The organism is Pseudomonas migulae NBRC 103157 (assembly GCF_002091715.1).
GTDB lineage: Bacteria > Pseudomonadota > Gammaproteobacteria > Pseudomonadales > Pseudomonadaceae > Aquipseudomonas > Aquipseudomonas migulae_A.
This window is the reverse complement of sequence record NZ_BDAG01000028.1, coordinates 67195-94180: the sequence shown is the minus strand read 5'-3', so window position 1 is coordinate 94180 and position 26986 is coordinate 67195. Positions and strand designations below refer to the sequence as shown.

Below are 26986 nucleotides of genomic sequence, written 5' to 3'. Positions count from 1 at the left end.
GACGGGTTATGCGCTGACAGGCTCTACTGCCAGGTCAACAACCCGCATACACCACCGCCGTCAGCGGACGTCATCGCGGGCAAGCCCGCTGCCACAGGATCAGAGTCGTCCACAATTTTGGTGATCGCCACAACCTTGTAGGAGCCGGCTTGCTGGCGATGACGATTTCAAAAACGCCATCGCCAGCAAGCCGGCTCCTACAATGACGGGTTATGCGCTGACGGGCTCTACTGCCAGGTCAACAACCTCCGGCCGCTTGACCACCGCATACACCACCGCCGTCAGCAAACTCCCGGCCACAATCGCCAGCAAATAAAGCAGCGCATGGTTGATCGCATTCGGGATCGCCAACACAAACAATCCACCGTGCGGCGCCATCAGCTTGCAGCCGAAATACATCGACAACGCACCGGTCAGCGCGCCGCCGGCGATGCTCGCCGGAATCACCCGCAGCGGGTCCTTGGCGGCAAACGGGATCGCGCCTTCGGAGATAAAGCACAGCCCCAACACCAACGCCGCTTTCCCGGCTTCACGTTCGGCCTGGGCAAACTTGCGTCGGGCGATGAACGTGGCGATGCCCAGACCAATCGGCGGCACCATCCCGGCAGCCATCGTCGCGGCCATCGGTGCATAACTCTGCGACGCCAGCAGCCCCACCGAGAACGCATAGGCCGCCTTGTTGATCGGCCCACCAAGGTCGACGCACATCATCCCGCCCAACAATACGCCCAGCAGAATCGCGTTGGTGGTGCCCATGCTGTCGAGGAAATGCGTGAGCCCCGCAAGCATCCCGGCCACCGGTTTGCCGACCACATAGATCATCACCAATCCCGTAAACAGGCTCGCCAGCAACGGGATGATCAGGATCGGTTTCAACGCCTCAAGGCTTTGCGGCAAACGCGCATACCGATTGATCGCCTGCGCCGCGTAACCGGCGATGAAACCGGCAATGATCCCGCCAATGAAACCGGCGCCCAACGTGCTTGCCAGCAGACCACCGATCATTCCCGGCGCAAGCCCCGGGCGGTCGGCGATCGAGTAGGCGATGTAACCCGCCAGCAGCGGCACCATCAGTTTGAACGCGGTCTCGCCGCCGATCTGCATCAGGGCGGCGGCGAGTGTGCCTTCCTCCTTGAACGCGGTGATGCCGAACACGAACGACAACGCGATCATCAGACCGCCTGCCACCACCATCGGCAGCATGAACGAGACGCCCGTCAGCAGGTGTTTGTAGACGCCGGTCTTCTCTTGTTTGGCCGGGCCTTTGGCACCGGTCGCGGCGCTTTCCTGTTTGCCTTCGGCCAGCGCTTTGTTCAGCGTTGCCTCGGCTTGCTTCAACGCGATGCCCGTGCCGCAACGGTAGATTTTCTTGCCGGCAAAACGCTCGGTCGCGACTTCGATATCGCACGCCAACAGCACCACGTCAGCATCGGCAATCGCCGTCGCGCTCAACGGATTGCGCGCGCCAACCGAACCCTGGGTTTCGATCTGCAGGTCATACCCCAAACGTTTCGCCGCTTGCTGCAAGGCTTCGGCAGCCATGAAGGTGTGAGCAACACCGGTCGGGCACGCCGTGATTGCGACCAGGCGCGGGGCGTTTTTCGTGACGGCCACAGGTTCGGCGACGACTTCGTCTGCGACGTAGACCTGAGCCTCTTCAGCACCGCGTCGCAGTACCGCTTCAACATCTTGCAGAGCATGTGCCGGGGTGCTTTGGAACACGCGCTTGCCGACGAATCGTGACATGTCCACCGGTACGCTGGTCACCACCAACACCCACTCGGCAGCCTCGATCGTGGCCGCCGACAATTGGCGTTCCGGGTGCGCCGCGTCCACCACTTCGACGCTGGTGCTCCAGCCCTGCCGCTGCGCCGCGGCATCGAGCAAACGGGCGCACAGCACACTGGTGACCATGCCGTTCGGACAGGCCGTAACAATGGCTAATTTCATGACAAACCCTCTTATTGTTCTGTCAGGGGGCGCACGCGCACACCCTGTTCGAGCCGCGCCAACTGGGTCGCATCGCCGATCCCGAAACCGATCTGGGTCACCGCCATCGCGGCAATCGCCGTGGCGGTGCGCAGGGTCTGTTCCGGCGTGTCGGCACTGAGCAGACCATGAAGCATGCCGGCCAGCAACGAATCACCAGCGCCCACCGTACTGGCGACGCTGACCCTGGGTGGCGTGGCATGCATCGCCGCGCCGACACTGAACCAGTTCACGCCATCGGCACCGTGGGAAATCACCACGTGCTCGATGCCTTGCGCGTGCAAGCGGCTCGCCGCTTCGGCTTGAGCCGCGACCGAAATCACTTCGCAACCGAGCACTTCGGCCAGTTCTTCGGTGTTCGGTTTGATCAACCACGGACCGGCCTTGAGTGCTTCTCGCAACGCTTCGCCACTGGTGTCCAGTGCAACGTTCAAGCCAAGGTTTTTCAAGCGAAAAATCAGCGCCTGCAACCACTCGGGACTGATGCCTTGAGGCAGGCTGCCGGCAACGACAACCGCATCGTGCCCCGGCGCAATCTGATCCAGTCGATCCAGCAACGCCTGCTGCGCGGACTCACTGACCATTGGCCCCGGGCCGTTGATGTCAGTGATGCGCCCATCTCGTTCAGCCAGTTTGATATTGCTGCGGGTTTCGCCGGGGACCCGGATAAACGCATCGACGAAACCGCGCTTGGCAAACAGGGTTTCGAACGCTTGAAGATTGTCTTCGCCGAGAAAACCGCTGACGGTGAGCTGATGCCCAAGGTCCGCCAGCACCTGCGCCACGTTCACGCCTTTACCGGCGGCGTGGGTGTGCATCTCGTCGCTGCGATTGACTTGACCGGGCTCAAGGCGCGGCAACTGCACCGTCAGGTCCAGCGCCGGGTTGAGGGTCAGGGTCAGGATCTTGGCCATTACAGGGCCTCCACTAATGCGCGCACTTCATTTGCGCTGCCCACGGCAAGCGCCTGTTGAGCAAGGGTTTGGGTCTGGGCCAGGCTGAGTTCGCGAATGCGCGCCTTGACCTCGGCAATGCTGCGGCCCGACACGCTCAATTCGTCCACACCAAGACCGACCAGCACCGGCACCGCCAGCGGATCGGCCGCCAGCTCGCCGCACACGCCGACCCACTTGCCATGGGCATGGGCTGCGCGCACGGTGATGTCGATCAGTTGCAGCACCGCCGGGTGCAAGCCGTCAGCCTGGGCCGACAGGGTCGGGTGACCACGGTCGATGGCCAGGGTGTATTGAGTCAGGTCGTTGGTGCCGACACTGAAGAAGTCGACCTCTTTGGCCAGCACCGGCGCCAGCAACGCAGCCGACGGCACCTCGATCATGATCCCCAGTTGCAGGTCCGCCACCGGGATTTCCAGACGCAGCCGTTCGGTCATGTCCCGCGCCTGCCGCCACTCGTCGACGCTGCCGACCATCGGGAACATGATGCGCAGCGGGCGGTTATCAGCGGCACGCAGCAGGGCACGCAATTGCGCTTCCATGATGTGCGGACGCTGCAAGGTCAGACGAATGCCGCGCACGCCGAGGAAGGGGTTTTCTTCCTTGGCGATTGGCCAATACGGCAGCGGTTTGTCGCCGCCGACGTCGAGGGTGCGCACCACCAGCGGCCGACCGGCGAGGCCATCGAGCACGCGGCGGTATTCGACTTCCTGAGTCGCTTCGTCCGGCACCTGCGAGTGGGCCATGAAAATCAGTTCGGTACGCAGCAGGCCGATGCCTTCAGCGCCCTGCTCCACTGCGCTGGTGACACCAGCGCTTTCACCGATGTTGGCGAACACCTCCACCGCGTGCCCGTCGGTAGTCAGTGCCGGTTGATGACGTTGTTCGGCAGCCGCCTTCAAGCGTTGCTCGCGGGTGTCACGCTCTTCGGTGGCGCGCTGCAAGGTCGCCGTGTCAGCGTCCACATGCAAGCGACCGCGCTGGCCATCGAGCAGCAACGGCGTACCCGGCGCCAGCAGCAACACCGCCGCACCCGCGCCGACCAATGCCGGAATGCCGAGCGCGCGGGCGACGATGGCGCTGTGCGCGGTGGCGCCGCCACGGGCGGTGAGAATGCCGGCGACGCGGGTTGGATCGAGACGCGCCACGTCGGAAGGACCGACTTCGTCCATCACCAGAATGTACGGTTGATCGGGTTCACTCGGGGTTTCGACGCCGCTCAGTTGCGCCAGCACGCGTCTGCCGATATCACGCAAATCTGCCGCGCGTTCGGCGAGCAAGGCGTCCTGCAGCGACTCCTGTTGCTTCGCCGCCGCTTCGATCACCGCCATCCACGCCGCTTCGGCACTTTCGCCCTGTTTGAGGCGAGTTTCGACTTCATCGGTCAATTCCGGGTCGTCGAGCATTTCCTGGTGGGTAATGAAGATTTCGCGAATGGCTTTGGATTTGCTGCGTTCGATCAAGCCTTCGATGTCGCGGCGCACGTCTGCCAGCGCTTGCTTGAGACGCTCGCGCTCAATGGCGGCGGACTCACCGCGCAGCGGGTAATCGATGGTTTGCAGCACCTGAATATGCGCCGGGCCGATGGCGATGCCCGGCGCTGCGGCGATGGCCTGGACCAGACTGCCGGACGCCGGAGCGAGCAGCACTTCAGCCACATCCGCAACGACTTCGCGCTGCTGGCTCACGGCGGGCAATGGCTCGACTTCTTCACCCAGGCCTTCTTCGATCGCGGCCAGCAAGGCTGGCAAGGCGTCGGCGGCAATGCTCGGCTCGGCGACAAATTCGAGCACTTGACCGCGACGGGCGCCGAGGCTGAGCAACTTGCTCAAGCTCTTCACCGACACGGCGCTGTCCTGTCCGTCGACGATGCGCACACGAATCTCGCCTTCAAAACTCTTCGCCAGTTGCGCGAGGATTTTCGCCGGGCGCGCGTGCAAACCGTGGGCGTTTGCCAGCGCAATGCGCGCGCTCGGCCAGTCTACCGGCAGTTCACCGCCGAGCACTTCGAGCACTTTGCGGCTGCTGGTGGCGCGCCCCAGTTCATGGCCACGGCCTTCGATCAGCAGCGCGCAAAGGCGTTCGAGCAGGGCCTGATGCGCCTCGCCGAGGCTGGCCAGACAGAACAGGCCGCTGAGCGGCTGACCGAGATAACGCATCGGTTTATCCGGGGTGACGAAGGCCAGGCCCGGACGCTTGACCGTTTGTTCGCTGTGCAACCACCACAAGCCATCGCCGAGTGGCAGCGCCTCGACCTGTTGCAGCACCGCGGAGAAACCATTGCTCACACAATCTGCCTGTCGCAGCAAACGGGCACCGCGCCAGACCAGTTCTTCGAAGTCATCGGCCGACACGCCCAGGCCGATCATCTGTGCATCCAGCGCCAGTTCCTGCGGCGCGCCTTGCAGCAGTTTCAACAAGGCTTCGGCAGAAGCGGCGCGACGCAGGGCCTGGCCCAGATCGGTCTCGCCGAGGGCGCGGGTCAGCAGCTGCAGGAGCCGCAAGTGTTCATCGGATTTTGCGGCGATGCCGATCGCCAGGTAGACAATCTGACCGTCGCCCCAATCCACGCCTTCGGGAAACTGCATCAGCCGCACGCCGGTGGAAAACACCTGGTCGCGGGTTTCCGGCGTACCGTGGGGGATGGCAATACCTTGACCGAGAAAGGTCGAGCCCTGGGCTTCGCGTGCTTGCAAACCGGCGAGATAACCCTCCGCCACCAGGCCATCGGCGACCAGATGGTGTGCCAGCAGATGCAACGCTGCGGACTTGTCCACGGCCGATTGGCCCATGGAAATCTGCTCTATCGTGAGCTCGAGCATGCTTTCTCCTTTTTGGCACCTTGAGGTGCCAGGTATTGTTTTGAATGAGTCAGCTTAGGCGCTTAATCATCACTTTTGGCGGTTTCACGGCAGAACCGGCCAAAATGCACCTGAACGTAGAAAATACGCTTGCTGAAACGTTTAATCTAGAATGATTGGCACGTTACTCGATAATGTCCCATCCTTGAAGTCCAACTTGTCGGATTGGCTGCGACAATAGTTGCCTGCCTGAATCGGGTAGGATTGGCGAAAATGTCGGCCGACAAACAAGGAAACCCGAGTTGAAACTCAGTGATATCGCCCAACTGGCCGGTGTGTCCGTGACCACCGCCAGTTATGTCATCAATGGCAAGGCCGAACAGCAACGCATCAGCAGCGCCACCGTCGAGCGCGTGCGCGCGGTCGTCGAGCAGCATGGCTTCACGCCCAACCCCCAGGCGGCCGGGCTGCGCAGTCGGCACACCCGCACGCTGGGCTTCATTCTGCCGGACCTGGAAAACCCCAGTTACGCACGAATCGCCAAACTGCTGGAGCAAGGTGCCCGGGCGCGCGGCTATCAGTTGCTGATCGCCAGTTCCGACGACGCGCCGGACAGCGAACGCCAATTGCTGCAACTGTTCCGCGCCCGTCGTTGCGACGCGTTGATCGTCGCCAGTTGCCTGCCGACCGGTGACGACAGTTACCGTCAGTTGCAAGCCAAGGGTATCCCGATCATCGCCATCGACCGGGTCATGGAGCCTGAGCATTTCTGCTCGGTGATCAGCGATGATCGCGAAGCCAGCCTGCAACTGACGCGCAGCCTGCTCGACCCGCTGCCCAAGCAGATCGCCCTGATTGGCGCACGCCCTGAACTGAGCATCAGCCAGGAGCGGGCGGCAGGGTTCAAGGAAGCTCTGGCCGGGTTCAAAGGCGAAATCCTCATCGAACACGGCGAATCGTTCAGCCGCGAGTGCGGCAAGCAGTTGATGGAAGAAATGCTCCAGCGCCTGGGTCATTTGCCGGATGCGTTGGTGACCACTTCCTACGTGTTGCTTCAGGGCGTATTCGACGCCTTGCACGACTTCCCGCTGAAAACCCGCCCGCTGCGCCTCGGCACATTCGGTGATACGCAGTTGCTGGACTTCCTGCCACTGCCGGTCAACGCCATGGCCCAGCAGCACCAGTTGATCGCCGACAAAGCGCTGCAATTGGCCCTCGCGGCCATTGAGCAGTCCGATTACCAGCCCGGCGTGCAGGCCATCGCGCGGACCTTCAAGCAGCGTATTCGCCAGGACTGAACCGTGGAGCTGATCGACACCCACACTCATCTGGATTTTCCGGACTTCAACGAGGATCGTCAGGCGCTGCTCAGTGAGAGCCGCGCCCTCGGTGTGCGGCGGATGGTGGTGCTGGGGGTTTATCAGGCCAATTGGCAGCGAGTCTGGGAGTTGGTGCTGAGCGATCCCGATCTGCACGCGGCATTCGGTTTGCACCCGGTGTATCTGGATGATCATCGCCCTGAAGATTTACGCGAACTGGGTGACTGGCTGACCCGCCTGGCCGATCACCGCCAGCTGTGTGCGGTGGGCGAGATCGGCCTGGATTACTTCATCGAAACCCTCGATCGTGAACGCCAGCAGACGTTGTTCGACGCACAACTGCAACTGGCAGCGGACTTCAATCTGCCGGCGTTGATCCATGTGCGGCGCAGCCATGCGGCGGTGATTGCCACGCTCAAGCGCTTCAAGTTGAAACGCGCGGGCATCATTCACGCCTTCGCCGGCAGCAAGGAAGAGGCCCGCGAGTACATCAGGCTCGGCTTCAAACTGGGCCTCGGCGGCGCGGCGACCTGGCCGCAGGCGTTGCGCATGCACCGCGTGCTGGCCGAGCTGCCGCTGGAATCGGTGGTGCTGGAAACCGACTCACCGGACATGGCGCCGGCCATGTTTCCCGGTCAACGCAACAGCCCGGCGCATCTGCCGGCGATCTGCGAGGCGCTGGCGAAAATCATGGCGATCAGCCCTGAGCAACTGGCCGCCGCGAGCACGGCCAATGCCTGTGAGCTGTTCAACTGGTAGTCAATCGGCGTGAGCCTTTGCTGCATCGAGAATCAACGTGATGTGCTGCCGATGCCTCGCGTACTGAACAACGCCGCAGTAGATCAGAATTGCCACCAGCGAGAAATTCAATTGCTCGACCACGCTGAGCAACCCGACCCACTCCATCACCAACGCCACCAGCAGCGCGGTGCAAACCATCACCAACGTACTCGCCCGCAACATCGCGAGTGAGTCGAGGGACTTGATGCGCCGGATCTGCGTTGGGTCGCTCAGTTGCAAGGCTTTGTGGCAGTGGGAACAAGAGAATGCTTCGTTGATTGCGATGGCGTTGAGTTGCCAGGGTTCGAGTAGCCGCGTGCTCCCGCAATGGGCACAGTGCCCCTGGATTCCAGTTGTAGCAAAGGACATAACCGAGCCTCCTCAGGGTAGGTCAGGGTTGTGGATCATCCTTCATTGAAGACCAAATGCCAGAGCCTGGGGGAAAACCGGATATTGCCGACGCGGGGAGGTAATAATTACTACAGACAGTGCACAAAAAACTGTGGGAGCGGCGTGACAGTCGACATTTCTGTTGAATGTTACGCCGCTTTCGCGAGCAAGCCCGCACACATTGGTTTCTGTGTGCTCTCTAGACCCGAAACGCGCTGATCAGCTGTTTCAATTCCACCACCTGAGCCGACAACGCCCGACTGGCGTTTTCGGTCTGGTGCGCACCTTCGGCAGTGCGCTCGCCGGCACGGTTGATCTCGACGATGTTCTGGTCGATGTCGTGCGCCACGGCAGTCTGTTGTTCCACGGCAGCAGCGATCTGCTGGTTCTGGTCGACGATCATTCCTACCGCGCCGAGGATATTTTCCAGCGCCTGCTGGACCTTTTCCGACTGTCCCACCGTGCCACTGGCCATTTGATGGCTGGTGCCCATGGCCTTCACCGCCGCACCGACACCGCTGTGTAGTTTGGTGATCATCTGTTCGATTTCTTCAGTGGATTGCTGGGTGCGTTTGGCCAAAGTCCGGACCTCGTCCGCCACCACTGCGAAACCTCGACCCTGCTCGCCCGCCCTCGCCGCTTCGATGGCCGCGTTGAGCGCCAGCAGGTTGGTCTGCTCGGCGATGCTCTTGATCACCTCCAGCACGCGGCTGATGGACTGGCTGTCACTGGCCAGTTGATTGATCACCCCCACCGATTGGTCGATCTCGCTGGCCAATGCGGCAATGCTGCCCTGTTGCGATTCCACCAGACCGCGCCCGCTGATGGTCTCGTCGTTGACACTGTGGGCGCTGCTGACCGCCGCCGCAGCACTGCGAGCCACTTCCAGTGACGTGGCCGACATCTGATTCATGGCCGTGGCGACCTGTTCGATCTGTGTGCGCTGACCCGCGACGGCCTGGTTACTCTGGGCCGACACGTTCTCGACCTGACCGGCCTGACGCTCGACTTCACCGACGGTGTGGCCGACACGCTCGATCAGGTCATGGATTTTCTTCACGGTGCCGTTGAACACCTCGCCCAACTCGCCCAGTTCATCACGGCTGTTGGCGTTGAAAGTCACGGTCATGTCACCGGCCGCCACCTTGTCCATCATCGCGCCAAGACGCTTGAGGGTGGTGCGGGTCGAGGCGTAGAAGCCGCCGTAGAGGTAGAAGATCAGCACAAATACCACCGACAACGCGACGGCCTGCAGGACCATGTGCGTGCGGTTCTGGGCCAGTCGCTGTTGCAATTGGGTGTCGAGAAATTTCAGGGTGGCTTCGTTGAGTTGGTAAGTCTGGTCCATCAGGCCGGTGACCTGATCGTAGAAGTCCTGCCACGGCGCATCGAGGGTGTCGGCCATCACCACTTGTTCTTCGAACAGTTCACTGGCTTTTTTCAGCGTCGCCTTACTGCTTTCGGCCTGCGCGGCCAAGGTTTCACGCGCCGCTTTGCTTGAGCCCAGCGCGTCCTGCAACTTCAGTCCGTACTCGGCCTGCAGCTTTTCGATCTGCGCCAGCAACTCTTCGAAACGGGTGCTCGACGACGAATTGAGGAACCCTTGCCCCAGCGAGTAGGCGCCCATCGCGCGGCCATCGCCCAACGTCTGGGTGACGGGCGGTGTGACGTTGGTAATGAGTTCAGTGAGCTGACGCATGTCGCTCTGGCTGTCCCGGCTCAAACCGGCCTGACTGGCGATGATCTGGCTGAAAATCTGTGCGTTGCCGAGCAATTTGCCGATCAGCGCACTTTTGCTTTGCAGGGAGTTTTCTGCTTGCTGGGCCTTGAACGCAGTGATCATTTCATCGCGTTTACCATCGAAAACCGCTATCTGCTCCGGATCAGTGGTCATTGCAGCAAGCCCTTCCAGACGGGCCAGGACGCTTTGTTCCAGGGCGCTGATTTTGGTCTCGACATTGCCAGCCTTGCCGGACTGGCCAAGGTAAACGTTGATCTGCACCAGGTTGTTCAGGGTTTCCAGGCCACGTCGCAAGGTCAGGCTGCTGCCCAGCAGGTCGAGGCTCTGCAGTTCGACCTGAGTGCCCTGGAATTCACGATAGGAATCGCGCACCAGGTAAAAGTTGGTCACCAGCATCGGCACCAGGAACAGAACGCTGATCAGGCTGAACTTCATGCCGAAGCTCAGGCGATTCATTAGCGCGACGGCGGGATAGAGCAAGCTCTTCACTGGAAGTCTCCCTTTGCATTCTTATTTTTATTGGCAGGCACAGGCAGGCAGCAGATAGCCACTATTCAGTGCTATCTCTGTATAGCTTAAATCGGCGGGAGGTTTTGTAACTTAAGGTTAACGGCATTCGCAGCGGACCTGCCGGTCACAAGGCGCCTTGCCAACACTGCCCCTGTGGGAGCCGGCTTGCTGGCGATAGCATCAACGCGGTGTTGCTCAAACACCGAGGCGCATCCATCGCCAGCAAGCCGGCGCCTACACGGGACTCGGTGTTCAGGGAAGGACGGTCCACAGCGCAAAACCGGCGTACCAGAGCACCGCCGCTCGCAGCAGCAATTCCCAGATCCGGTCGAGACTGTTGATGCCGTCCGGCCCGACCACCGGTGCAGGAATTTCACCGGCCACCAGCCCGACCTTCTCGATCAACTGGGCGGCGCTGATGTTCCAGTTCAGCAGTTCGTGCAGCATCACCCGGCTGACCGCGACAAAGTTGCCGACCAACGCAAAACTGGCCGCCAGCAGACGCACCGGGACCCAATCGAACGCGTGACGCAATTGTGCGGCGCGCTCGACAACAGCCAGGCTCTGCCCATGCTCTTCGGCAAGTGCCAGCAGTCGATAGCTCAACGCCGCCACCGGACCCAACAGGAAGTACCAGAAAATCACCGCAAAAAAGCTCTGGTAAGCCTCCCAGAGCAGATGCCCTTCCACCCGTTCCAGCAATTGTTCGCCACTGTCGGCGCAAATATCCAGGTCGCGCTTTGCCACGTGAGCGGCGGCCTGCAAGTCTTCCCGGCGCCAGGCATCGCGAAACGGCCCGAGACCGGCCAGCAGATCGCCGCGCCCCAGGCTGTAGATGACCACCAGTAAATGCACCGGCAACGCCAACAGTCCGTAAGCCACCGGTTCCAGAACCACCAGTAGCAAGCCCAGCAGCGCCACCGGCAGCAACACCAGAATCACCAATATCAACCACGGACGGTCGGCCAGACGCGGGTTGACTTCAAGCTTGTGCAGCTCGCGCACCCAGCCGCCGTCACGTTGAATCCGATGGCGCAACGCCGAGAATTTCTCGATCCACACCGCCAACAGCAACACCAGAAAACTCATTCTTGTTCCTCTTTAGCCAGGGCGGCGCGATAGCGCGCCCAATCGAACGCCGGCCCCGGATCGGTCTTGCGCCCCGGCGCGATATCGCTATGTCCACAGATGCGCTGTGCGGTGATGGCCGTGAAAGTGCTTTGCAGCTGCAAGGTCAGGGCCGTCAACGCCTCATATTGAGCGTCGGTGAACGGCAGATCATCCGTGCCCTCGAGCTCGATGCCCACGGAAAAATCGTTACAGGTTTCCCGGCCGTCGAAACACGACACGCCGGCATGCCAGGCACGCTCAAGACAGGAGACAAACTGAGTGACAGTGCCGTCACGCTCAATCAGAAAGTGCGCGGACACCCGCAGGTCGGCGATCCCTTCAAAGTAGGGATGCTCTGTGACATCCAGCCGGTTCTGGAAAAATTCCTGCACCTTGCCGGTGGCGAACTGCGCCGGCGGCAGACTGATGTTGTGGATCACCAGCAGGGAAATTTCGCCCGTGGGGCGCGCATTGAAGTTGGGTGAAGGGCAGACATTCACGCCCTGACACCAACCGCTCGCGGGGTCCAACTGCATACAGGTTCCTTCAACGTCGACTGTGTTGGCGCCCAGTATGCCGCGATAGCCCCCCGCCGCGCGATCACTTGCCGCGATTGAGACGCTGCAGGTTGCCAATCACCGACTCCAGCGCCCGGTCGAAGAGCAAGGTATCGTCCAGGATTCGCACCACGCCACCGCGAAAATCCAGGGCCAGGCCGGTACGGCTGCGCTCCAGGACTTTCATCCCGGTGCGGTCGACGAAAATGTAGTTGCCCGTGGCCTCGATGATCGCCGTCAGTTTGCAGCGCAGGGTGTGATCCTCGTCCTCCTGAAACTCGACCCAGCAGCCCGGGTGCAGTTGATCAACCTGAACAAGGCTCGCATCATCCGTCGGCAAGCGTACCGAGGTCGGCGCCACCACCCCTTCGTCGGCGGTGCGCAGAACGACTTCTTCCTGCACTTGCACCATCACCGGCGCATCGGCTTCGCGGGTGGATGCCGGTGTCTGATCCGGACGTTCGAACAGCTGAACGTGCAGGCTTTCCAGTTCACTGAAAAACTCGCCGGTGGCAAACGGATCGAATGCCGCGCTGCTCAACCCGTCACGCAAGGACTTGAGCAACCCCGGCACCAACGCCAACAGGCGCAGGCTCGCGTCAGGTTCGGCATGGCGCTGGACGCTCCAGACCAGTTGTTCCATGGTTTGCACATCGGTATGCCATTCGGCCGACTGATCGCCGTGCTTGAGACAGGTCAGCAACAACACCTGGCTCCAGGCCTCCTGGACAAACGCCACTACCCGCTGCGGCAGAACCTTGCCCATCAGCACTTGGTTCAGCGCCTGTTCGACGCGCTGACGGGCCATTTCGGTTTTGGCGCGGCCTTCCTCGGCATCGCGGGTGCGTTGTTCCAGCAGCTCGCTGCGACGACGCTCGTCGCTGGTGAACGCGAGAAAATCCGCCAGCAGTTCGGAAAAGATGGCCGGATCATCGACAAAATCGTTCAACAAGCGCTGTACGACTTGCTCGATACGCAGGTACAGACTGTCGCGCTGATGGTCATCACATTCGCCCCACCCCATGGCCGCTGCGGCGATTTCGTTGAGCAGACGGCGGGCCGGATGACTGCTGCGACTGAAGAAACTTTTGTCGAGCACGGCCACTTTGAGCATCGGGATCTGCAAGCGGCCGATCAACGCCTTGAGAGAATCCGGCAGATTGCGGTCATCCAGAATGCATTCGAACAGCATGGCGATCAGGTTGATCACGTCCTCATCGGCCACACCCACCACGCGTGACTTGCCGCTTTTGACGCTGACCCGGGTCAGCAGTTGTTCAAGCTGGTTGCGCAGGTCGAAATCGTCCTGGGCGGCCGGCGCCGGCACGTATTGTTGCAAATGCGAGAGCAGGCGCAGCAGGTCGCGAGTGGAAATCGGCTGGGCCGTGCCACTGACTTCCAGCGTCGGCGCGACACTGCCGCGTACGTGGAACAGCAGCTCCTGCAGCGCCGCGAAAACCTCTTGCACGCCGTCGTCGACCGGCATGCTACCGGGATCGATACCGGCTTCGAGGGGCTCGGCACGGACACTGGCCTCCGCCCGATCGGTCGCACGCCGCGTCGGCGCGGGCTTGAGTTCGGGCAATATGCCGGTGGCGATCAGCAGTTGATTGGCTTCGGTATAGAGTTCGTCGGTGTTGCTGAGCACATAGCGTTCGAAGAGCTTCAGGATGATCAGCTTGACCTTGATCTCCACCCCCAGATTACGCCCGGCCTGCATGAAATAGTCACACAGCATCGCCGGGCCCAGCGGGTTGTGCTGAGCCACCAGCTTCTTGCCCAGCAGCATGCTGAGCCGAGCGGTCAGTTGATCGAGACCGAAACCGTCCCGGCTCAGCACCTTGTTGACCATGGCTTCCACCGCCACGCTGCGCTCCAGGTCATCGCCGAACTGCGCAGTCGAGGTGTCGAAGGTCAGTGTCCGGGGCAAGGCAGACCTGGCCGTGTCGTTTCGGGCGAGCCCGACAAACGCCTCGAGGAATTGTTCGAGAAACACCCGCTCGATACTTTTGCGCTTGAGGCGCAAGTCGCGCATGGCCTGGAAAAAGAGGTTCTGCTCGACATCGTTTCGGGCGCGGTCAGCCATTTCGAACAGCGTGTCGTCGGCGTTATCGAACAGCTCCTGCAAACCATGCCTGAGCTGCAGCGCAGCCTTGTCGCGAACCTGAAGCAGAATCACAGGCACACGGGCGAGCGGCGAAGGTGTCGCCTGATCGGTAGGCGCCTTGTGCAAAGGCACTACATTCCCGTCGTTGTGCATCCTGGTCTCCTGAAACGGTGATGCGTCGGTAGATTCGGTGCGCCGGCCTCACAACCGCGCTCAACAGTGGACACTGCCCATCCGCTGTCATTCAAAAATTCGGGATACATATTTACGTCAAAGCTATGACGTCAAATGAAAGGCGCATTATCTTGCAAAAGACGTCCCGTCTGCCAGCGGACTCTTTACTTCGTATTGAAACAGACGTTCCGGATTGACCGCCGCTTAGCGCCAATTGCTCGGGCAAATCGACCAAATACAGGTTTCAGAGCGACCGGAAGGTCTCTCACGCCTTGGGTTGCCCTGCGCCATGGCCCTATAATCGGGCCACTTTGTTTGTGGAGCCCGTTATGCCGAATCTACGTCTCGCCGATCTGACCGCCGAAATCGAAGCCAACGTGCGCCGTGCGTTGCGTGAAGACATCGGCAGCGGCGACATCACTGCGCAGCTGATCCCGGCCGAACGCCTGGCCAAAGCCACCATCATCACCCGCGACGCCGCTGTCATCGCCGGCACCGCCTGGGTCGATGCCGTGTTCCGGCAACTGGACCCGCGAGTGGCCGTGCATTGGCAGGTGCGCGATGGCGAACGGGTGAAGCCCAATCAGGCCCTGTTCCACCTCGAAGGCCCCGCGCGCTCACTGCTGACAGGCGAACGCTGTGCACTGAATTTCCTGCAATTGCTGTCCGGCGTGGCCACGCGCGCGCAATACCTGGCGGATTTCGTTGGCGAAACGCAGGTGAAGCTGCTCGATACCCGTAAAACCCTGCCGGGACTGCGTCTGGCACAGAAATATGCCGTGACCTGCGGCGGTTGCCACAACCACCGCATCGGCTTGTACGACGCCTTCCTGATCAAGGAAAACCACATCGCCGCCTGCGGTGGCATCCCTGAAGCGATCAACGCCGCGCACAAGATTGCCCCGGGCAAGCCGGTGGAGATCGAAGTGGAAAGCCTGGCGGAGCTGAAGGAGGCCCTGGCGGCCGGTGCAGACATCATCATGCTCGACGAGTTGAGCCTGGATGACATGCGCGAAGCCGTGCGCCTGAACGGCGGCAAGGCAAAACTGGAAGCCAGCGGCGGCATCAACGAGAGCACGTTGCTACCGATCGCCGAAACCGGGGTGGATTACATTTCGATTGGTGCAATGACCAAGGATGTGAAGGCTGTCGATCTGTCGATGCGTTTAAGCCTCTGAAATTTCCTGAACGGCATGAAACTGTAGGAGCCGGCTTGCTGGCGATCCAGGCGACGCGGTTTACCCGTTACGCCGCCTTCGCCAGCAAGCCGGCTCCTACAAGGGTCAGACCACCAGATTGTTCATCTCGCAGTACTCTTCCCACTCGACGCCCAATACCTCGGCCGCCTCCTTGTGCAGCGCGAGGCGCGCCGCCTCGAATTCTTCCGGGCTCGAGGTGTACTTGAGCGTCAGTTCCCACGGCTGCAATCCCTGGGCTTCCGCTTCATCCTCGAACGCCCACTGAATCTGGTCTTTCTGATCGTCGGCGGGCAGGTCTTTGATCTCTTCGGCTAGCTGGGGCGATTCAAGCAAGTACTTCTTCAGCGCTTCTTCGTGCCTGGCTTCCTGGGTCAATTCTTTAACGGTCATGTCGTTCTCGCTGATCGGGGGAATGGAAGATGGATCTGGATCATCAAGGATCTCTCTGACGCAGAGAAACCGTGTGAAGCCCGGTTTGTCTGGCCTTCAGAACCATTCGTGGATCATTTGAAAACTGCAAAGTGGTACGTGTTCAACGTCCGAATATAGGACGTTTGGTCGACGATTTATATGGACTTTTACATCAAATCTACAAAAAAACCGCTGATCGGGCTTTCTGCAAATTTTCCTTCGCTACCCCGGAACAACATTCAAAAGGTAAAGTCATAGCGATGTGCCATCTAGGCACTTCACAAGGAACCCGGTGATGCGCAATTTTTCCAAGCTTTCGTCCATCCTGCCTGCAACTGGCATGACCGCCCTTCTTCTCGGCACCCTGGCAATGCCCGATTCGGTTCAAGCAGGTCTGGAGTACAAATCCGACAGCGCAAACTCTTCCGATAAATTCCTCGTTTTCCACAACTATTACGGCACAGACGTGATGGTCAGATCCGGTATCAGTATCGAGGACGTGGAAAGATTACAAAGAGTAGTTAAAACCGATACGGCAGATCTGGAAGAGCTGAAGAAAACCGTCAGTGCACAGGCGCGGCTCATCGAAGAGTTGAAAAAGAACACGCTGTCCGGTTCGAGCTCGACTGCCAGCGAAGTGGACAAACTCAAGCGCACCGTCAGTGAACAGGAAACGGCGCTGAAAAACCTCGCCAAGGCCATGGACGAGTTAAAACGCAACAGCGGCTCAAGCTCCAGCTCCAGCGCTGGCGAAGTTAACGACCTCAAACGCACGGTCAGCGAACAGAACACCGGCCTGGTAAACCTCGCCAAGGCCGTGGATGAACTCAAACGCAATAGCACGTCGAGTTCCAGCTCCAGTTCCAGTTCCAGTGAAGTCAGCGAACTCAAGCGTACGGCCAGCGAACAGGACAACCACCTGAAAAAACTTGCCAGTCAGATGGACGATCTCAAACGCAGCAGCGGCTCGAGCGCAAGTTCGAACTCCAGCTCCAGCGAAGTGAGTGATCTCAAGCGCACCGTCAACGAACAGGAAAACGACCTGAAAAGGCTTGCCAGCCAGGTGGAAGATCTAAAGCGCAGCGCCGGATCGAATTCCAGCTCGAGCGCCAGCGACCTGTCCAGCCTCAAGCGGGAAGTCAGCGATCAGGACAATCAACTGGATCAGCTCAAACGCAGCGTTGAAGATTTGAGCAGAAAGGTGAAATAAACGGAGGGGATGGTGCCCGAGACAGGAATCGAACCTGCGACCTTCGCGTTACGAGTGCGCTGCTCTACCGGCTGAGCTACACGGGCGGTGGGCTAAACCTAGCACCGGGTTCGAAAGCCAGCAACTTCATGCCCTGTTTCACAGACAAAAAAATGCCCCGCAGTTTTCACTGCGGGGCATTTTTACAACGTTGAAGCGGTCAGGCGTGGGGGTGATTAAACGCCCGAAGCCTTGGCTGCTGCGACGTCTTTGATGGACAGCTTGATACGGCCGCGGTTGTCCACGTCCAGTACCAGCACTTCCACTTCCTGGCCTTCTTTCAGGATGTCGGTCACTTTCTCAACGCGAGCGTCGCTCAGCATCGAGATGTGAACCAGACCATCCTTGCCTGGCAGGATGTTGACGAATGCGCCGAAGTCGACGATGCGCTCAACCTTACCGACGTAGATCTTGCCGATTTCAGCTTCTGCGGTGATGCCCAGAACGCGTTGACGTGCTGCTTCAGCCGCTTCCTTGGTTTCGCCGAAGATCTTGATCGAACCGTCGTCTTCGATGTCGATCGAAGCCTTGGTCTCTTCACAGATCGCACGAATGGTCGCGCCGCCTTTACCGATGACATCGCGGATTTTGTCGGTGTCGATTTTCATCGCGATCATGGTCGGAGCGTTTTCCGACAGTTCGGTACGCGACTGGCCAATGATCTGGTTCATCTGACCGAGGATATTCAGGCGCGCTTCCAGGGCTTGGCCCAGAGCGATCTCCATGATTTCTTCGGTGATGCCTTTGATCTTGATGTCCATCTGCAGCGCGGTCACGCCTTTGGCGGTACCGGCTACTTTGAAGTCCATGTCGCCGAGGTGGTCTTCGTCACCCAGGATGTCGGTCAGGACGGCGAATTTCTCGCCTTCTTTAACCAGACCCATCGCGATACCGGCAACCGGTGCCTTCATCGGAACGCCGGCGTCCATCAAGGCCAGGGAAGCGCCGCAGACCGAAGCCATGGAGCTCGAACCGTTGGACTCGGTGATTTCCGACACAACACGGATGGTGTACGGGAACACGTCGGCGGCAGGCAGCATGGCCTGAACGGAACGACGGGCCAGACGGCCGTGACCGATTTCGCGACGACCAGCGCCACCCATGCGACCACATTCACCTACCGAGAACGGAGGGAAGTTGTAGTGCAGCATGAACGGGTCTTTTTTCTCGCCTTCCAGGGTGTCCAGCAGCTGTGCGTCACGGGCGGTGCCCAGTGTTGCAACAACCAGAGCCTGGGTTTCACCACGGGTGAACAGTGCCGAACCGTGGGTCTTTGGCAGAACACCGACTTCGATGTTCAAAGGACGTACGGTCTTGGTGTCGCGGCCGTCGATACGTGGCTTGCCGTTAACGATGTTTTCGCGAACGGTGCGGTATTCGATTTCGCCGAAAGCAGCTTTGACTTCAGCGGAAGTCGGCTGGCCTTCTTCACCGGACAGCTTGGCAACCACCTGGTCTTTCAGCTCGCCCAGACGTGCATAACGGTCGGCTTTGACGGTGATGGTGTAAGCCTGGGAGATCGCTTCGCCGAACTCGGCACGGATAGCGCCCAGCAGAGCAGTGGCTTCTGGCTGTGGAGCCCAGGTCCAGGTCGGCTTGGCAGCTTCGGCGGCCAGTTCTTTGACAGCGTTGATCACAACCTGGAACTCGTCGTGAGCAAACAGTACTGCGCCCAGCATCTGGTCTTCGGTCAGCTCTTTGGCTTCCGATTCAACCATCAGAACGGCTTCCGAAGTACCGGCAACGACCATGTCCAGGCTCGACGCTTTCAGTTGTTCGTAAGTCGGGTTCAGCAGGTAGCCGGTGCTTTCGTGGAACGCAACGCGGGCAGCGCCGATCGGGCCATCGAAAGGAATGCCGGAGATGGCCAGAGCAGCCGAGGTACCGATCATCGCAGCGATGTCCGGATCGGTCTTCTTGCTGGTGGAAACGACGGTGCAGACAACCTGCACTTCGTTCATGAAGCCTTCAGGGAACAGCGGACGGATCGGACGGTCGATCAGTCGGGAAGTCAGGGTTTCTTTCTCGGAAGGACGGCCTTCACGCTTGAAGAAACCGCCAGGGATCTTACCGGCAGCGTAAGTCTTTTCCTGGTAGTGAACGGACAGAGGGAAGAAGCCCTTGCCTGGATCGGCTTGCTTGGCACCGACTACGGTCACCAATACGCTGACGTCGTCGTCAACGGTGACCAATACTGCGCCGGAGGCCTGACGGGCGATGCGGCCAGTCTCGAGGGTAACGGTCGACTGACCGAACTGGAATTTTTTGATTACCGGGTTCACGGTGTCCTACCTTCTTTTGTGGCTCTTGGGGAACTTGTCTTCTTGCGAAATTCTTGGGCAATGTCGGGAATCGGCCCAACGCCTGTCCAGGGTAAAACGTGTATCCAGATAAAACTTGAGGCTGGGAGCCTGCCATACGCCAGCGGAAAACCCACTGACGTACGACAGACAACCAACCTCTAGCGCAATCGCTTGTTAGCGACGCAGACCCAGGCGACCGATCAGAGCCTGGTAACGGCCCAGATCCTTGCCTTTCAGGTAGTCCAGCAGCTTACGGCGCTGGTTTACCATGCGGATCAGACCACGACGGGAGTGGTGATCTTTACCGTTGGCCTTGAAGTGACCTTGCAGTTTGTTGATGTTGTGGGTCAGCAGTGCAACTTGCACTTCTGGCGAACCAGTGTCACCAACAGCTTGCTGGTAGTCAGCTACGATTTGAGCTTTTTCTTGAACGTCGAGAGCCATGAGGCAATCCTTTTATCAGGAAACTGTTTCAGAAAAACAGCTTCAACAGGCCAGGGACAAATCCCTGTATCTAAAAATGAGGAAGTGACCGTGCCTGTTAACAGCCACCCTCGTCCGGTCATTCTGACCGAATCAGTCGACGCGGCGCGATGCGCCCGTCTTCGCTCACTTCACCGATACCGATGAAGCGACCGTTGTGATCCTGTACCCGTACCATGCCGAACTTCGGTGCATCCGGGGCTCGTACCGGTTGGCCGTTGAGCCAGTAGAACGAGCTGTGCTCCGAGAATTGCAACAGTGGCCAATCCAGCAGGCCGCTGTCCGATGGCATCAGGAAGCGATCGACCGCTTCGTTGCCGCCTTCGGCATGTACCGCTTCCAGCTCTTCAAGCGTGACCGTCTGCGCCAGCGTGAAAGGCCCGGCCTGGGTACGTCGCAACTCTGCAACGTAAGCACCACAACCGAGTTGCTCACCGATATCCTCCACCAGGGTGCGGATATAGGTACCTTTGCTGCAATCCACCGCAAGTCGCGCAGTATCACCTTCAAAGGCCAGCAATTCCAAGCGCGCAATAGTAACAGAACGCGGTTCGCGCTCCACTACTTCGCCTGCACGTGCCAGCTTGTACAGCGGCTGGCCATCACGCTTGAGCGCCGAGTACATCGGCGGTATCTGACTGATTTGCCCACGAAATTTCGGCAGTACCGCTTCGACATCGGATCGACCAACGGTCACCGGGCGTTCCTGCAAAACTTCACCTTCGGCATCCGCCGTGGTGGTGGTTTTGCCCAGTTGCGCCAGGGTTTCGTAACCCTTGTCGGAGTCGAGCAGGTATTGCGAGAACTTGGTGGCCTCACCGAAGCACAACGGCAAAACGCCGGTGGCCAGCGGATCGAGACTGCCGGTGTGCCCGGCCTTCTCGGCATTCAGCAACCAGCGGACCTTCTGCAACGCCGCGTTGGAGGTGAACCCCAGCGGTTTGTCGAGCAGGATTATGCCGCTGACGTTACGACGGATACGTTTGACCTGAGCCACCGATTACTCCTTGGTGTCTTCGGCTTCTGCCGCAACCGGGTGCTGATTGTCTTCAGCCACCGCACGCTCGATCAGGGCCGACAGGTGCGCACCACGCACGACGCTTTCGTCGTAGTGGAAGTGCAACTGCGGAACGCTGCGCAACTTCATTTCGCGGGCCAACTGCATGCGCAGGAAACCGGCGGCGGAGTTGAGCACCTTGATGCTCTGCGCGATGTCTTCGGCGTTGTCCTGACCCATCACGGTGATGAAGATCTTGGCGTGACCGACGTCACGGCTGACTTCAACAGCGGTAATGGTGACCAGGCCAACGCGCGGGTCTTTGACTTCACGACGGATCAGCTGTGCCAGCTCACGCTGCATCTGATCGCCGATACGTTGGGTACGGCTGTATTCTTTTGCCATGTCTTGTTACCTGTTACTGCCCCACGGTGAAACCCGAAGGGTCTGAAAGCGGCAAACGCCCGGCCTGACAAAAGCCAGACCGGGCGTTGCGTTTAGAGTCCTGACGCCGTGCCGCGCATTTGCATGCGGCGGCTTGGCGTGGCCCTTGAAGTGCGCGAGTTAGAGGCTGCGAGCAACCTGAACCTTCTCGAAGACTTCGATCTTGTCACCGACTTTGACGTCGTTGTAGCTCTTCACGCCGATACCGCATTCCATGCCGGCACGTACTTCGGAAGCGTCATCCTTGAAGCGGCGCAGGGATTCCAGCTCGCCTTCGAAGATAACGATGTCTTCACGCAGTACACGGATTGGACGGTTACGGTGAACAACACCTTCGATCACCATGCAACCGGCGATCGCGCCAAACTTCGGCGAACGGAACACGTCACGCACTTCAGCGATACCCAGGATGTTCTCGCGAACATCGCTGCCCAGCATACCGGTGAGGGCTTTCTTGACGTCTTCGATGATGTCGTAGATCACGTTGTAGTAACGCATATCCAGACCTTCCTGCTCGACGATCTTGCGAGCGCCGGCATCGGCACGCACGTTGAAGCCGAACAGTACAGCGTTGGAGGCCAGTGCCAGGTTGGCGTCGGACTCGGTGATACCACCGACACCGCCACCGACAACACGCACTTGCACTTCGTCGTTACCCAGGCCGTTCAAGGCACCGTTCAACGCTTCCAGCGAACCACGGACGTCGGATTTGAGGACGATGTTGAGCGTCTTCTTCTCTTCCTGACCCATGTTCTCGAAGATGTTTTCAAGCTTGCCGGCGTGAGCACGGGCCAGCTTGACTTCGCGGAACTTGCCTTGACGGAACAGAGCCACTTCACGGGCTTTCTTCTCGTCAGCAACTACGCTCATCTCGTCGCCAGCATCCGGAGTACCGTCCAGGCCGAGGATCTCGACAGGGATGGAAGGACCGGCTTCTTTGATTGGCTTGCCGTTCTCGTCGAGCATGGCACGTACACGGCCATAGTTCGAACCGACCAGCACCATGTCGCCTTGGCGCAGGGTACCGTCTTGAACCAGAACGGTTGCAACCGGGCCACGACCTTTGTCGAGACGCGATTCAACCACAACGCCACGACCTGGAGCCGATGGAGTTGCTTTCAGTTCCAGAACTTCGGCTTGCAGCAGAACAGCTTCGAGCAACTCGTCCACGCCAGTACCGACTTTCGCCGAAACCGATACGAACGGGGTGTCGCCGCCCCACTCTTCCGAAGTCACGCCGTGAACCGACAGCTCGCTACGGATGCGATCGAGATCGGCGCCCGGCTTGTCGATTTTGTTCACAGCTACAACCAGCGGAACACCGGCAGCCTTCGCGTGCTGAACAGCTTCAACGGTCTGCGGCATAACGCCGTCGTCCGCTGCAACCACCAGGATCACGATGTCGGTCGCCTTGGCACCACGAGCACGCATTGCGGTAAACGCGGCGTGACCCGGGGTGTCGAGGAAGGTAACCATGCCGCGTTCGGTTTCAACGTGGTACGCGCCGATGTGCTGGGTGATACCGCCGGCTTCGCCTGCAGCTACCTTGGCACGACGGATGTAGTCGAGCAGCGAGGTCTTACCGTGGTCAACGTGGCCCATTACGGTCACGACCGGAGCTCGGGAGAACGCTTCGCCTTCAAACTTCAGGGACTCGGCCAGGGAATCTTCCAGGGCGGTGTCGCTGACCAGGGTCACTTTGTGGCCCAGCTCTTCAGCAACCAGTTGGGCAGTTTCCTGGTCCAGTACCTGGTTGATGGTCGCTGGAGTACCCAGTTTGAACATGAACTTGATGATTTCAGCAGCCTTGACCGACATCTGCTGGGCGAGATCGCCAACAGTGATGGTCTCGCCGATCTTCACTTCGCGCACTACAGGGCCGGTTGGGCTCTGGAAACCGTGAGCGTTGCGTTTCTTCAGCTTGGCCTTGCCGCGACCACCACGACGGAAGCCATCGCTTTCTTCGTCGGTAGTACGTGGCGCAACACGTGGAGCAGGCGCTTTCTCTTTGACCGAAGCACGATGTGGAGCGTTTTTGCGCTCGCCATCGCCACTGCCACGACGATTGTTATCGTCGGCACGTGGTTTGTCCGGACGGCGCTGTTCGTTCTGCTTGTTGCGAACGTCAGCAGACGGAGCAGGGGCAGCTGCAACAACCGGTGCGCTTTCACGTACGGGTTCGGCAACTGCAACCGGCGCTGCAACGGCGTCGTTGGAAGCGGTTTGCGCAGCAGCAGGCTGGCGACGCGCTTCTTCTTCGGCGCGACGCTTGGCTTCTTCTTCAGCCTTCTGACGGGCAGCATTTTCTACTGCGCGACGTTCTTCCAGTTCGCGTTTGCGCTCGGCTTCGATTTCTTCCGGGCTGCGCTGTACGAAAACTTTCTTTTTACGGACTTCAACACTGATGCTTTTGCTGCCAGCAACACGCAAGGTGCTGGTGGTTTTACGCTGCAGTGTAATCTTGCGTGGTTCTTCCACTTTCGCCTTGTGGCTGCTTTTCAAGTGAGTCAGCAAAGATTGCTTCTCACTGTCAGTCACATGTTCTTCGGCGGCGGTGTGCGGCAGACCTGCCTCACGCATCTGCTGCAACAGGCGCTCTACCGGTGTTTTGACCTCATCGGCCAGTTGTTTCACCGTGACTTGCGTCATGCACTTCTCTCCTCAGGCCGCGCCTAATTACTCGAACCAGTGGGCTCGGGCGGCCATGATCAACTTGCCGGCACGATCATCGTCAATGCCGTCGATGTCGAGCAGGTCGTCAATAGACTGCTCGGCCAGGTCTTCGCGGGTAATTACGCCGCGCACCGCCAGTTCCATCGCCAAATCCTTGTCCATACCCTCAAGCGAGAGCAGGTCTTCGGCCGGATGGGCGTCTGCCAGCTTTTCCTCAGTAGCGATGGCTTTGGTCAACAAACGATCCTTGGCACGAGCGCGAAGCTCGTTGACGGTTTCTTCGTCAAAGCCGTCGATGTTGAGCATTTCTTCCAACGGTACGTAGGCAATCTCTTCCAGGCTGGTGAAGCCTTCATCTACCAGCACCTGTGCCAGGTCTTCGTCGACTTCCAGCTCGTCGATGAAGTTGCGCAGGATGTCGCCGGTTTCTGCTTGCTGCTTAGCCTGGATGTCCGATTCGGTCATCACGTTCAGGGTCCAGCCAGTCAATTGGCTAGCCAGACGCACGTTCTGACCACCACGACCGATGGCCTGAGCCAGATTGTCTGCGCCAACGGCGATGTCCATTGCATGGGCATCTTCGTCAACGATAATTGCCGCCACTTCAGCCGGCGACATTGCATTGATCACGAACTGAGCCGGGTTGTCGTCCCACAGGACGATGTCCACACGCTCACCGCCCAACTCACCCGACACTGCCTGGACGCGCGAGCCGCGCATACCAATGCAAGCGCCTTGCGGGTCGATGCGTTTGTCCTTGGAGCGGACCGCGATCTTGGCGCGCGAACCCGGGTCACGGGAGGCAGCCATTACTTCGATCAGGCCTTCAGCGATTTCCGGCACTTCGATGCGGAACAACTCGATCAGCATTTCCGGCGCGGTACGCGACAGGATCAGCTGCGGGCCGCGATTCTCGGTGCGGATTTCCTTGAGCAGTGCACGCAGGCGCACACCAACCCGGAAGGTTTCGCGAGAGATGATGTCTTCACGAGCCAGCAACGCTTCGGCGTTGTTGCCCAGATCGACGATCACGTTGTCGCGGGTCACTTTCTTCACAGTGCCGGAGATGATTTCCCCCAGGCGCTCGCGATAGGCGTCAACGACTTGAGCACGCTCGGCTTCGCGAACTTTCTGCACAATGACTTGCTTGGCAGTCTGTGCAGCGATACGGCCGAACTCGATGGATTCGATTTTTTCTTCGACTACATCGCCAACCTTGGCGCCAGGATGCGTTTCGGCAACCTTGCTCGGCCAGGTTTCGATGGCCGGATCGTCCAGGTCTGCTTCTTCGACAACCGTCCAGCGACGGAAGGTCTCGTAAGCACCGGTGTGGCGATTGATTTCCACACGCAGATCGACTTCGTCCTCAAACCGCTTTTTGGTAGCGGTGGCCAGAGCCAGCTCCAGCGCTTCAAAAATTACGTTTGCCGGTACGCCCTTTTCATTGGATACCGACTCAACAACCAGCAGTACTTCTTTGCTCATCGTACGCCTCGCCTTTCGCAAGCCATTGGATCCGCGGGATCCGCGTCTCAGTCAAAACTGGGAATAATGTTGGCCTTGTCGATCATATCGATCGGCAACAGGAATTCATGGTCTTCTACCTGCACCACGACGTCCTGCTCTTCTACACCGCGCAGAAGGCCCTGAAAGTTGCGTCGTCCTTCAAAAGGCGAGCGCAGCTTGATCTTCACTTGTTCACCGGCAAATTTTGCAAACTGCTCAATAGTGAACAGCGGGCGTTCCATGCCAGGCGAGGAAACTTCAAGGGTGTATTCAACGGCGATTGGATCTTCAACATCCAGAACACCGCTGATCTGACGGCTGACGATGGCGCAATCGTCCACCAGCACGCCGCCTTCTTTATCAATATAAACGCGCAACATTGAGTGGCGACCTTGAGCCGAGAACTCAATACCCCAGCATTCATAGCCTAGGGCCACGACCACCGGGGCCAACAAGGCCTGCAACTCTTCTAGCTTGCTCGACACCTGAACCCCCTCGTGCATGTATGTGCATGCTATGCAAAATAAAAAAATGGGCGAAACGCCCATCCTTGAAACGCCGTCGAACAGCGGCGTAGAAAGTGTCCAGCTAACAAAAAGCCCCTTAAAAGGGGCTCCTTAAACTGGTTGCGGGGGCCGGATTTGAACCGACGACCTTCGGGTTATGAGCCCGACGAGCTACCAGACTGCTCCACCCCGCGACAAAGCTGGGGCGGAAGTATACGACCGATCCCTTACAGGGTCAATGTAACCTTCCACCTACAAGAAAGCCCGCAACAGCGGGCTCTCCTGATAATTGGTACCGAGAAGGGGACTCGAACCCCTACACCCTATGGGCACAACCACCTCAAGGTTGCGTGTCTACCAATTCCACCACCTCGGCAATACAAAGTTTGAAACCCTTCTTACTTCTGCTCTTGAGCTGGAGGTACGTCAGTCGCTGGAGTAGCCGACTTTTGCTCTTGAAGCACCGGAACATCATCAGAAGCCGGTTGTTGCTTTGGAACTTCCAACACTGCCGGGCTTGGCAAACCTACTTGAGTCAGCTGGTGAGCCTTCTCTTTAGCAAAGTAACCTAACCCCAAGCTGGTTATGAAGAAACCGGCGGCAAGTATAGCAGTAAACTTACTAAGAAAGGTAGAGGAACCTTGGCTTCCGAACACAGTATTTGAAGCACCTGCTCCGAAAGACGCGCCAGCATCCGCACCTTTACCCTGCTGCAGCAATACCAGAGCAACTACGCCCAATGCACCCAGCAGATGAAAAACGACTACGACTGTTTCCAGCATTT

Annotated in this window: 21 protein-coding genes and 3 tRNA genes; 4 read left to right on the top strand and 20 right to left on the bottom strand. The window is 59.3% G+C overall.

Going from position 1 to position 26986, the window contains the following annotated elements; translation table 11 throughout:
- Nucleotides 1–210: 210 nt before the first annotated feature.
- The 3 genes from PMI01S_RS20350 to ptsP are packed head-to-tail and all read right to left on the bottom strand — an operon-like array spanning nucleotide 211 to nucleotide 5764.
- Entirely contained in the window at nucleotides 211–1950 is a 1740-nt protein-coding gene (locus PMI01S_RS20350) for a PTS fructose-like transporter subunit IIB (RefSeq protein WP_084321863.1), read from the bottom strand.
- A gap of 11 nt (nucleotides 1951–1961) precedes the next feature.
- Nucleotides 1962–2903, bottom strand: coding sequence for a 1-phosphofructokinase (gene pfkB, locus PMI01S_RS20345; protein WP_084321862.1), 942 nt, complete (start codon nucleotides 2901–2903; stop codon nucleotides 1962–1964).
- A complete protein-coding gene (gene ptsP, locus PMI01S_RS20340; protein WP_084321861.1) occupies nucleotides 2903–5764 on the bottom strand; it encodes a phosphoenolpyruvate--protein phosphotransferase in 2862 nt (953 codons plus the stop codon). The genes pfkB and ptsP overlap by 1 nt, the downstream gene beginning before the upstream one ends.
- 281 nt (nucleotides 5765–6045) lie before the next feature.
- Between ptsP and cra the strand changes: the two genes are divergently transcribed.
- The gene (gene cra / locus PMI01S_RS20335; protein WP_084321860.1) at nucleotides 6046–7041 is read left to right on the top strand and encodes a catabolite repressor/activator; all 996 of its coding nucleotides are present in this window, start codon (nucleotides 6046–6048) and stop codon (nucleotides 7039–7041) included.
- A 3-nt stretch (nucleotides 7042–7044) separates the two neighbouring features.
- A complete protein-coding gene (locus tag PMI01S_RS20330) occupies nucleotides 7045–7821 on the top strand; it encodes a TatD family hydrolase (protein WP_084321859.1) in 777 nt (258 codons plus the stop codon).
- Here PMI01S_RS20330 and PMI01S_RS20325 read toward each other — a convergent pair whose 3' ends face one another.
- From PMI01S_RS20325 to PMI01S_RS20305, 5 genes are all read right to left on the bottom strand, one after another.
- Nucleotides 7822–8211 carry a hypothetical protein gene (locus PMI01S_RS20325; protein ID WP_084321858.1) on the bottom strand — a complete coding sequence of 130 codons (390 nt, stop codon included), beginning with the start codon at nucleotides 8209–8211 and terminating at the stop codon, nucleotides 7822–7824. It abuts the gene before it with no gap.
- Nucleotides 8212–8431: 220 nt separating this feature from the next.
- Nucleotides 8432–9136, bottom strand: coding sequence for a methyl-accepting chemotaxis protein (locus PMI01S_RS32475; RefSeq protein WP_371850930.1), 705 nt, complete (start codon nucleotides 9134–9136; stop codon nucleotides 8432–8434).
- A gap of 1599 nt (nucleotides 9137–10735) precedes the next feature.
- Nucleotides 10736–11572, bottom strand: coding sequence for a regulatory signaling modulator protein AmpE (gene ampE, locus PMI01S_RS20315; protein WP_084321856.1), 837 nt, complete (start codon nucleotides 11570–11572; stop codon nucleotides 10736–10738).
- Nucleotides 11569–12129, bottom strand: coding sequence for a 1,6-anhydro-N-acetylmuramyl-L-alanine amidase AmpD (ampD, locus tag PMI01S_RS20310; protein WP_084321855.1), 561 nt, complete (start codon nucleotides 12127–12129; stop codon nucleotides 11569–11571). The genes ampE and ampD overlap by 4 nt, the downstream gene beginning before the upstream one ends.
- Before the next feature lie 64 nt (nucleotides 12130–12193).
- Nucleotides 12194–14410 carry a DUF1631 domain-containing protein gene (locus PMI01S_RS20305; protein WP_084321854.1) on the bottom strand — a complete coding sequence of 739 codons (2217 nt, stop codon included), beginning with the start codon at nucleotides 14408–14410 and terminating at the stop codon, nucleotides 12194–12196.
- Nucleotides 14411–14760: 350 nt separating this feature from the next.
- Between PMI01S_RS20305 and nadC the strand changes: the two genes are divergently transcribed.
- Entirely contained in the window at nucleotides 14761–15609 is an 849-nt protein-coding gene (nadC, locus tag PMI01S_RS20300; RefSeq protein ID WP_084321853.1) for a carboxylating nicotinate-nucleotide diphosphorylase, read from the top strand.
- Between the two features lie 105 nt (nucleotides 15610–15714).
- On the opposite strand, the gene PMI01S_RS20295 is transcribed toward nadC, so the two are convergent.
- Nucleotides 15715–16020: a DUF6388 family protein gene (locus PMI01S_RS20295; protein ID WP_084321852.1), complete on the bottom strand. Its 306-nt coding sequence runs from the start codon at nucleotides 16018–16020 to the stop codon at nucleotides 15715–15717.
- Between the two features lie 316 nt (nucleotides 16021–16336).
- Between PMI01S_RS20295 and PMI01S_RS20290 the strand changes: the two genes are divergently transcribed.
- Nucleotides 16337–17251 (top strand): coiled-coil domain-containing protein, encoded by a 915-nt coding sequence (locus PMI01S_RS20290; protein WP_084321851.1) that lies wholly within the window; start codon nucleotides 16337–16339, stop codon nucleotides 17249–17251.
- Between the two features lie 10 nt (nucleotides 17252–17261).
- On the opposite strand, the gene PMI01S_RS20285 is transcribed toward PMI01S_RS20290, so the two are convergent.
- The 11 genes from PMI01S_RS20285 to secG form a co-directional block, all read right to left on the bottom strand.
- Nucleotides 17262–17337, bottom strand: a tRNA-Thr gene (locus tag PMI01S_RS20285).
- 129 nt (nucleotides 17338–17466) lie between these two features.
- Nucleotides 17467–19572 (bottom strand): polyribonucleotide nucleotidyltransferase, encoded by a 2106-nt coding sequence (gene pnp / locus PMI01S_RS20280; RefSeq protein ID WP_007900459.1) that lies wholly within the window; start codon nucleotides 19570–19572, stop codon nucleotides 17467–17469.
- 195 nt (nucleotides 19573–19767) lie between these two features.
- Nucleotides 19768–20037: a 30S ribosomal protein S15 gene (gene rpsO / locus PMI01S_RS20275; RefSeq protein ID WP_003176135.1), complete on the bottom strand. Its 270-nt coding sequence runs from the start codon at nucleotides 20035–20037 to the stop codon at nucleotides 19768–19770.
- Nucleotides 20038–20155: 118 nt separating this feature from the next.
- Nucleotides 20156–21073 (bottom strand): tRNA pseudouridine(55) synthase TruB, encoded by a 918-nt coding sequence (truB, locus tag PMI01S_RS20270; protein ID WP_017336477.1) that lies wholly within the window; start codon nucleotides 21071–21073, stop codon nucleotides 20156–20158.
- A 3-nt stretch (nucleotides 21074–21076) separates the two neighbouring features.
- Entirely contained in the window at nucleotides 21077–21478 is a 402-nt protein-coding gene (rbfA, locus tag PMI01S_RS20265) for a 30S ribosome-binding factor RbfA (protein WP_008149016.1), read from the bottom strand.
- Between the two features lie 159 nt (nucleotides 21479–21637).
- Complete coding sequence (gene infB / locus PMI01S_RS20260) at nucleotides 21638–24166, bottom strand: translation initiation factor IF-2 (RefSeq protein ID WP_084321850.1); 2529 nt, start codon at nucleotides 24164–24166, stop codon at nucleotides 21638–21640.
- 27 nt (nucleotides 24167–24193) lie between these two features.
- Nucleotides 24194–25675 (bottom strand): transcription termination factor NusA, encoded by a 1482-nt coding sequence (nusA, locus tag PMI01S_RS20255; RefSeq protein ID WP_007900474.1) that lies wholly within the window; start codon nucleotides 25673–25675, stop codon nucleotides 24194–24196.
- A 47-nt stretch (nucleotides 25676–25722) separates the two neighbouring features.
- Nucleotides 25723–26181: a ribosome maturation factor RimP gene (rimP, locus tag PMI01S_RS20250; protein WP_010463487.1), complete on the bottom strand. Its 459-nt coding sequence runs from the start codon at nucleotides 26179–26181 to the stop codon at nucleotides 25723–25725.
- Nucleotides 26182–26319: 138 nt separating this feature from the next.
- Nucleotides 26320–26396, bottom strand: a tRNA-Met gene (locus tag PMI01S_RS20245).
- 96 nt (nucleotides 26397–26492) lie between these two features.
- Nucleotides 26493–26578, bottom strand: a tRNA-Leu gene (locus tag PMI01S_RS20240).
- Between the two features lie 22 nt (nucleotides 26579–26600).
- Complete coding sequence (gene secG / locus PMI01S_RS20235) at nucleotides 26601–26984, bottom strand: preprotein translocase subunit SecG (protein ID WP_084321849.1); 384 nt, start codon at nucleotides 26982–26984, stop codon at nucleotides 26601–26603.
- Between the last annotated feature and the right edge of the window lie 2 nt (nucleotides 26985–26986).

Coding starts and splice junctions, on each gene's coding strand:
- PMI01S_RS20350 (WP_084321863.1), bottom strand. CDS start 1,950: ATGAAATTAGCCATTGTTACGGCCTGTCCGAACGGCATGGTCACCAGT.
- pfkB (WP_084321862.1), bottom strand. CDS start 2,903: ATGGCCAAGATCCTGACCCTGACCCTCAACCCGGCGCTGGACCTGACG.
- ptsP (WP_084321861.1), bottom strand. CDS start 5,764: ATGCTCGAGCTCACGATAGAGCAGATTTCCATGGGCCAATCGGCCGTG.
- PMI01S_RS20325 (WP_084321858.1), bottom strand. CDS start 8,211: ATGTCCTTTGCTACAACTGGAATCCAGGGGCACTGTGCCCATTGCGGG.
- PMI01S_RS32475 (WP_371850930.1), bottom strand. CDS start 9,136: ATGTCGGCCACGTCACTGGAAGTGGCTCGCAGTGCTGCGGCGGCGGTC.
- ampE (WP_084321856.1), bottom strand. CDS start 11,572: ATGAGTTTTCTGGTGTTGCTGTTGGCGGTGTGGATCGAGAAATTCTCG.
- ampD (WP_084321855.1), bottom strand. CDS start 12,129: ATGCAGTTGGACCCCGCGAGCGGTTGGTGTCAGGGCGTGAATGTCTGC.
- PMI01S_RS20305 (WP_084321854.1), bottom strand. CDS start 14,410: ATGCACAACGACGGGAATGTAGTGCCTTTGCACAAGGCGCCTACCGAT.
- nadC (WP_084321853.1), top strand. CDS start 14,761: ATGCCGAATCTACGTCTCGCCGATCTGACCGCCGAAATCGAAGCCAAC.
- PMI01S_RS20295 (WP_084321852.1), bottom strand. CDS start 16,020: ATGACCGTTAAAGAATTGACCCAGGAAGCCAGGCACGAAGAAGCGCTG.
- PMI01S_RS20290 (WP_084321851.1), top strand. CDS start 16,337: ATGCGCAATTTTTCCAAGCTTTCGTCCATCCTGCCTGCAACTGGCATG.
- rpsO (WP_003176135.1), bottom strand. CDS start 20,037: ATGGCTCTCGACGTTCAAGAAAAAGCTCAAATCGTAGCTGACTACCAG.
- rbfA (WP_008149016.1), bottom strand. CDS start 21,478: ATGGCAAAAGAATACAGCCGTACCCAACGTATCGGCGATCAGATGCAG.
- infB (WP_084321850.1), bottom strand. CDS start 24,166: ATGACGCAAGTCACGGTGAAACAACTGGCCGATGAGGTCAAAACACCG.
- nusA (WP_007900474.1), bottom strand. CDS start 25,675: ATGAGCAAAGAAGTACTGCTGGTTGTTGAGTCGGTATCCAATGAAAAG.
- secG (WP_084321849.1), bottom strand. CDS start 26,984: ATGCTGGAAACAGTCGTAGTCGTTTTTCATCTGCTGGGTGCATTGGGC.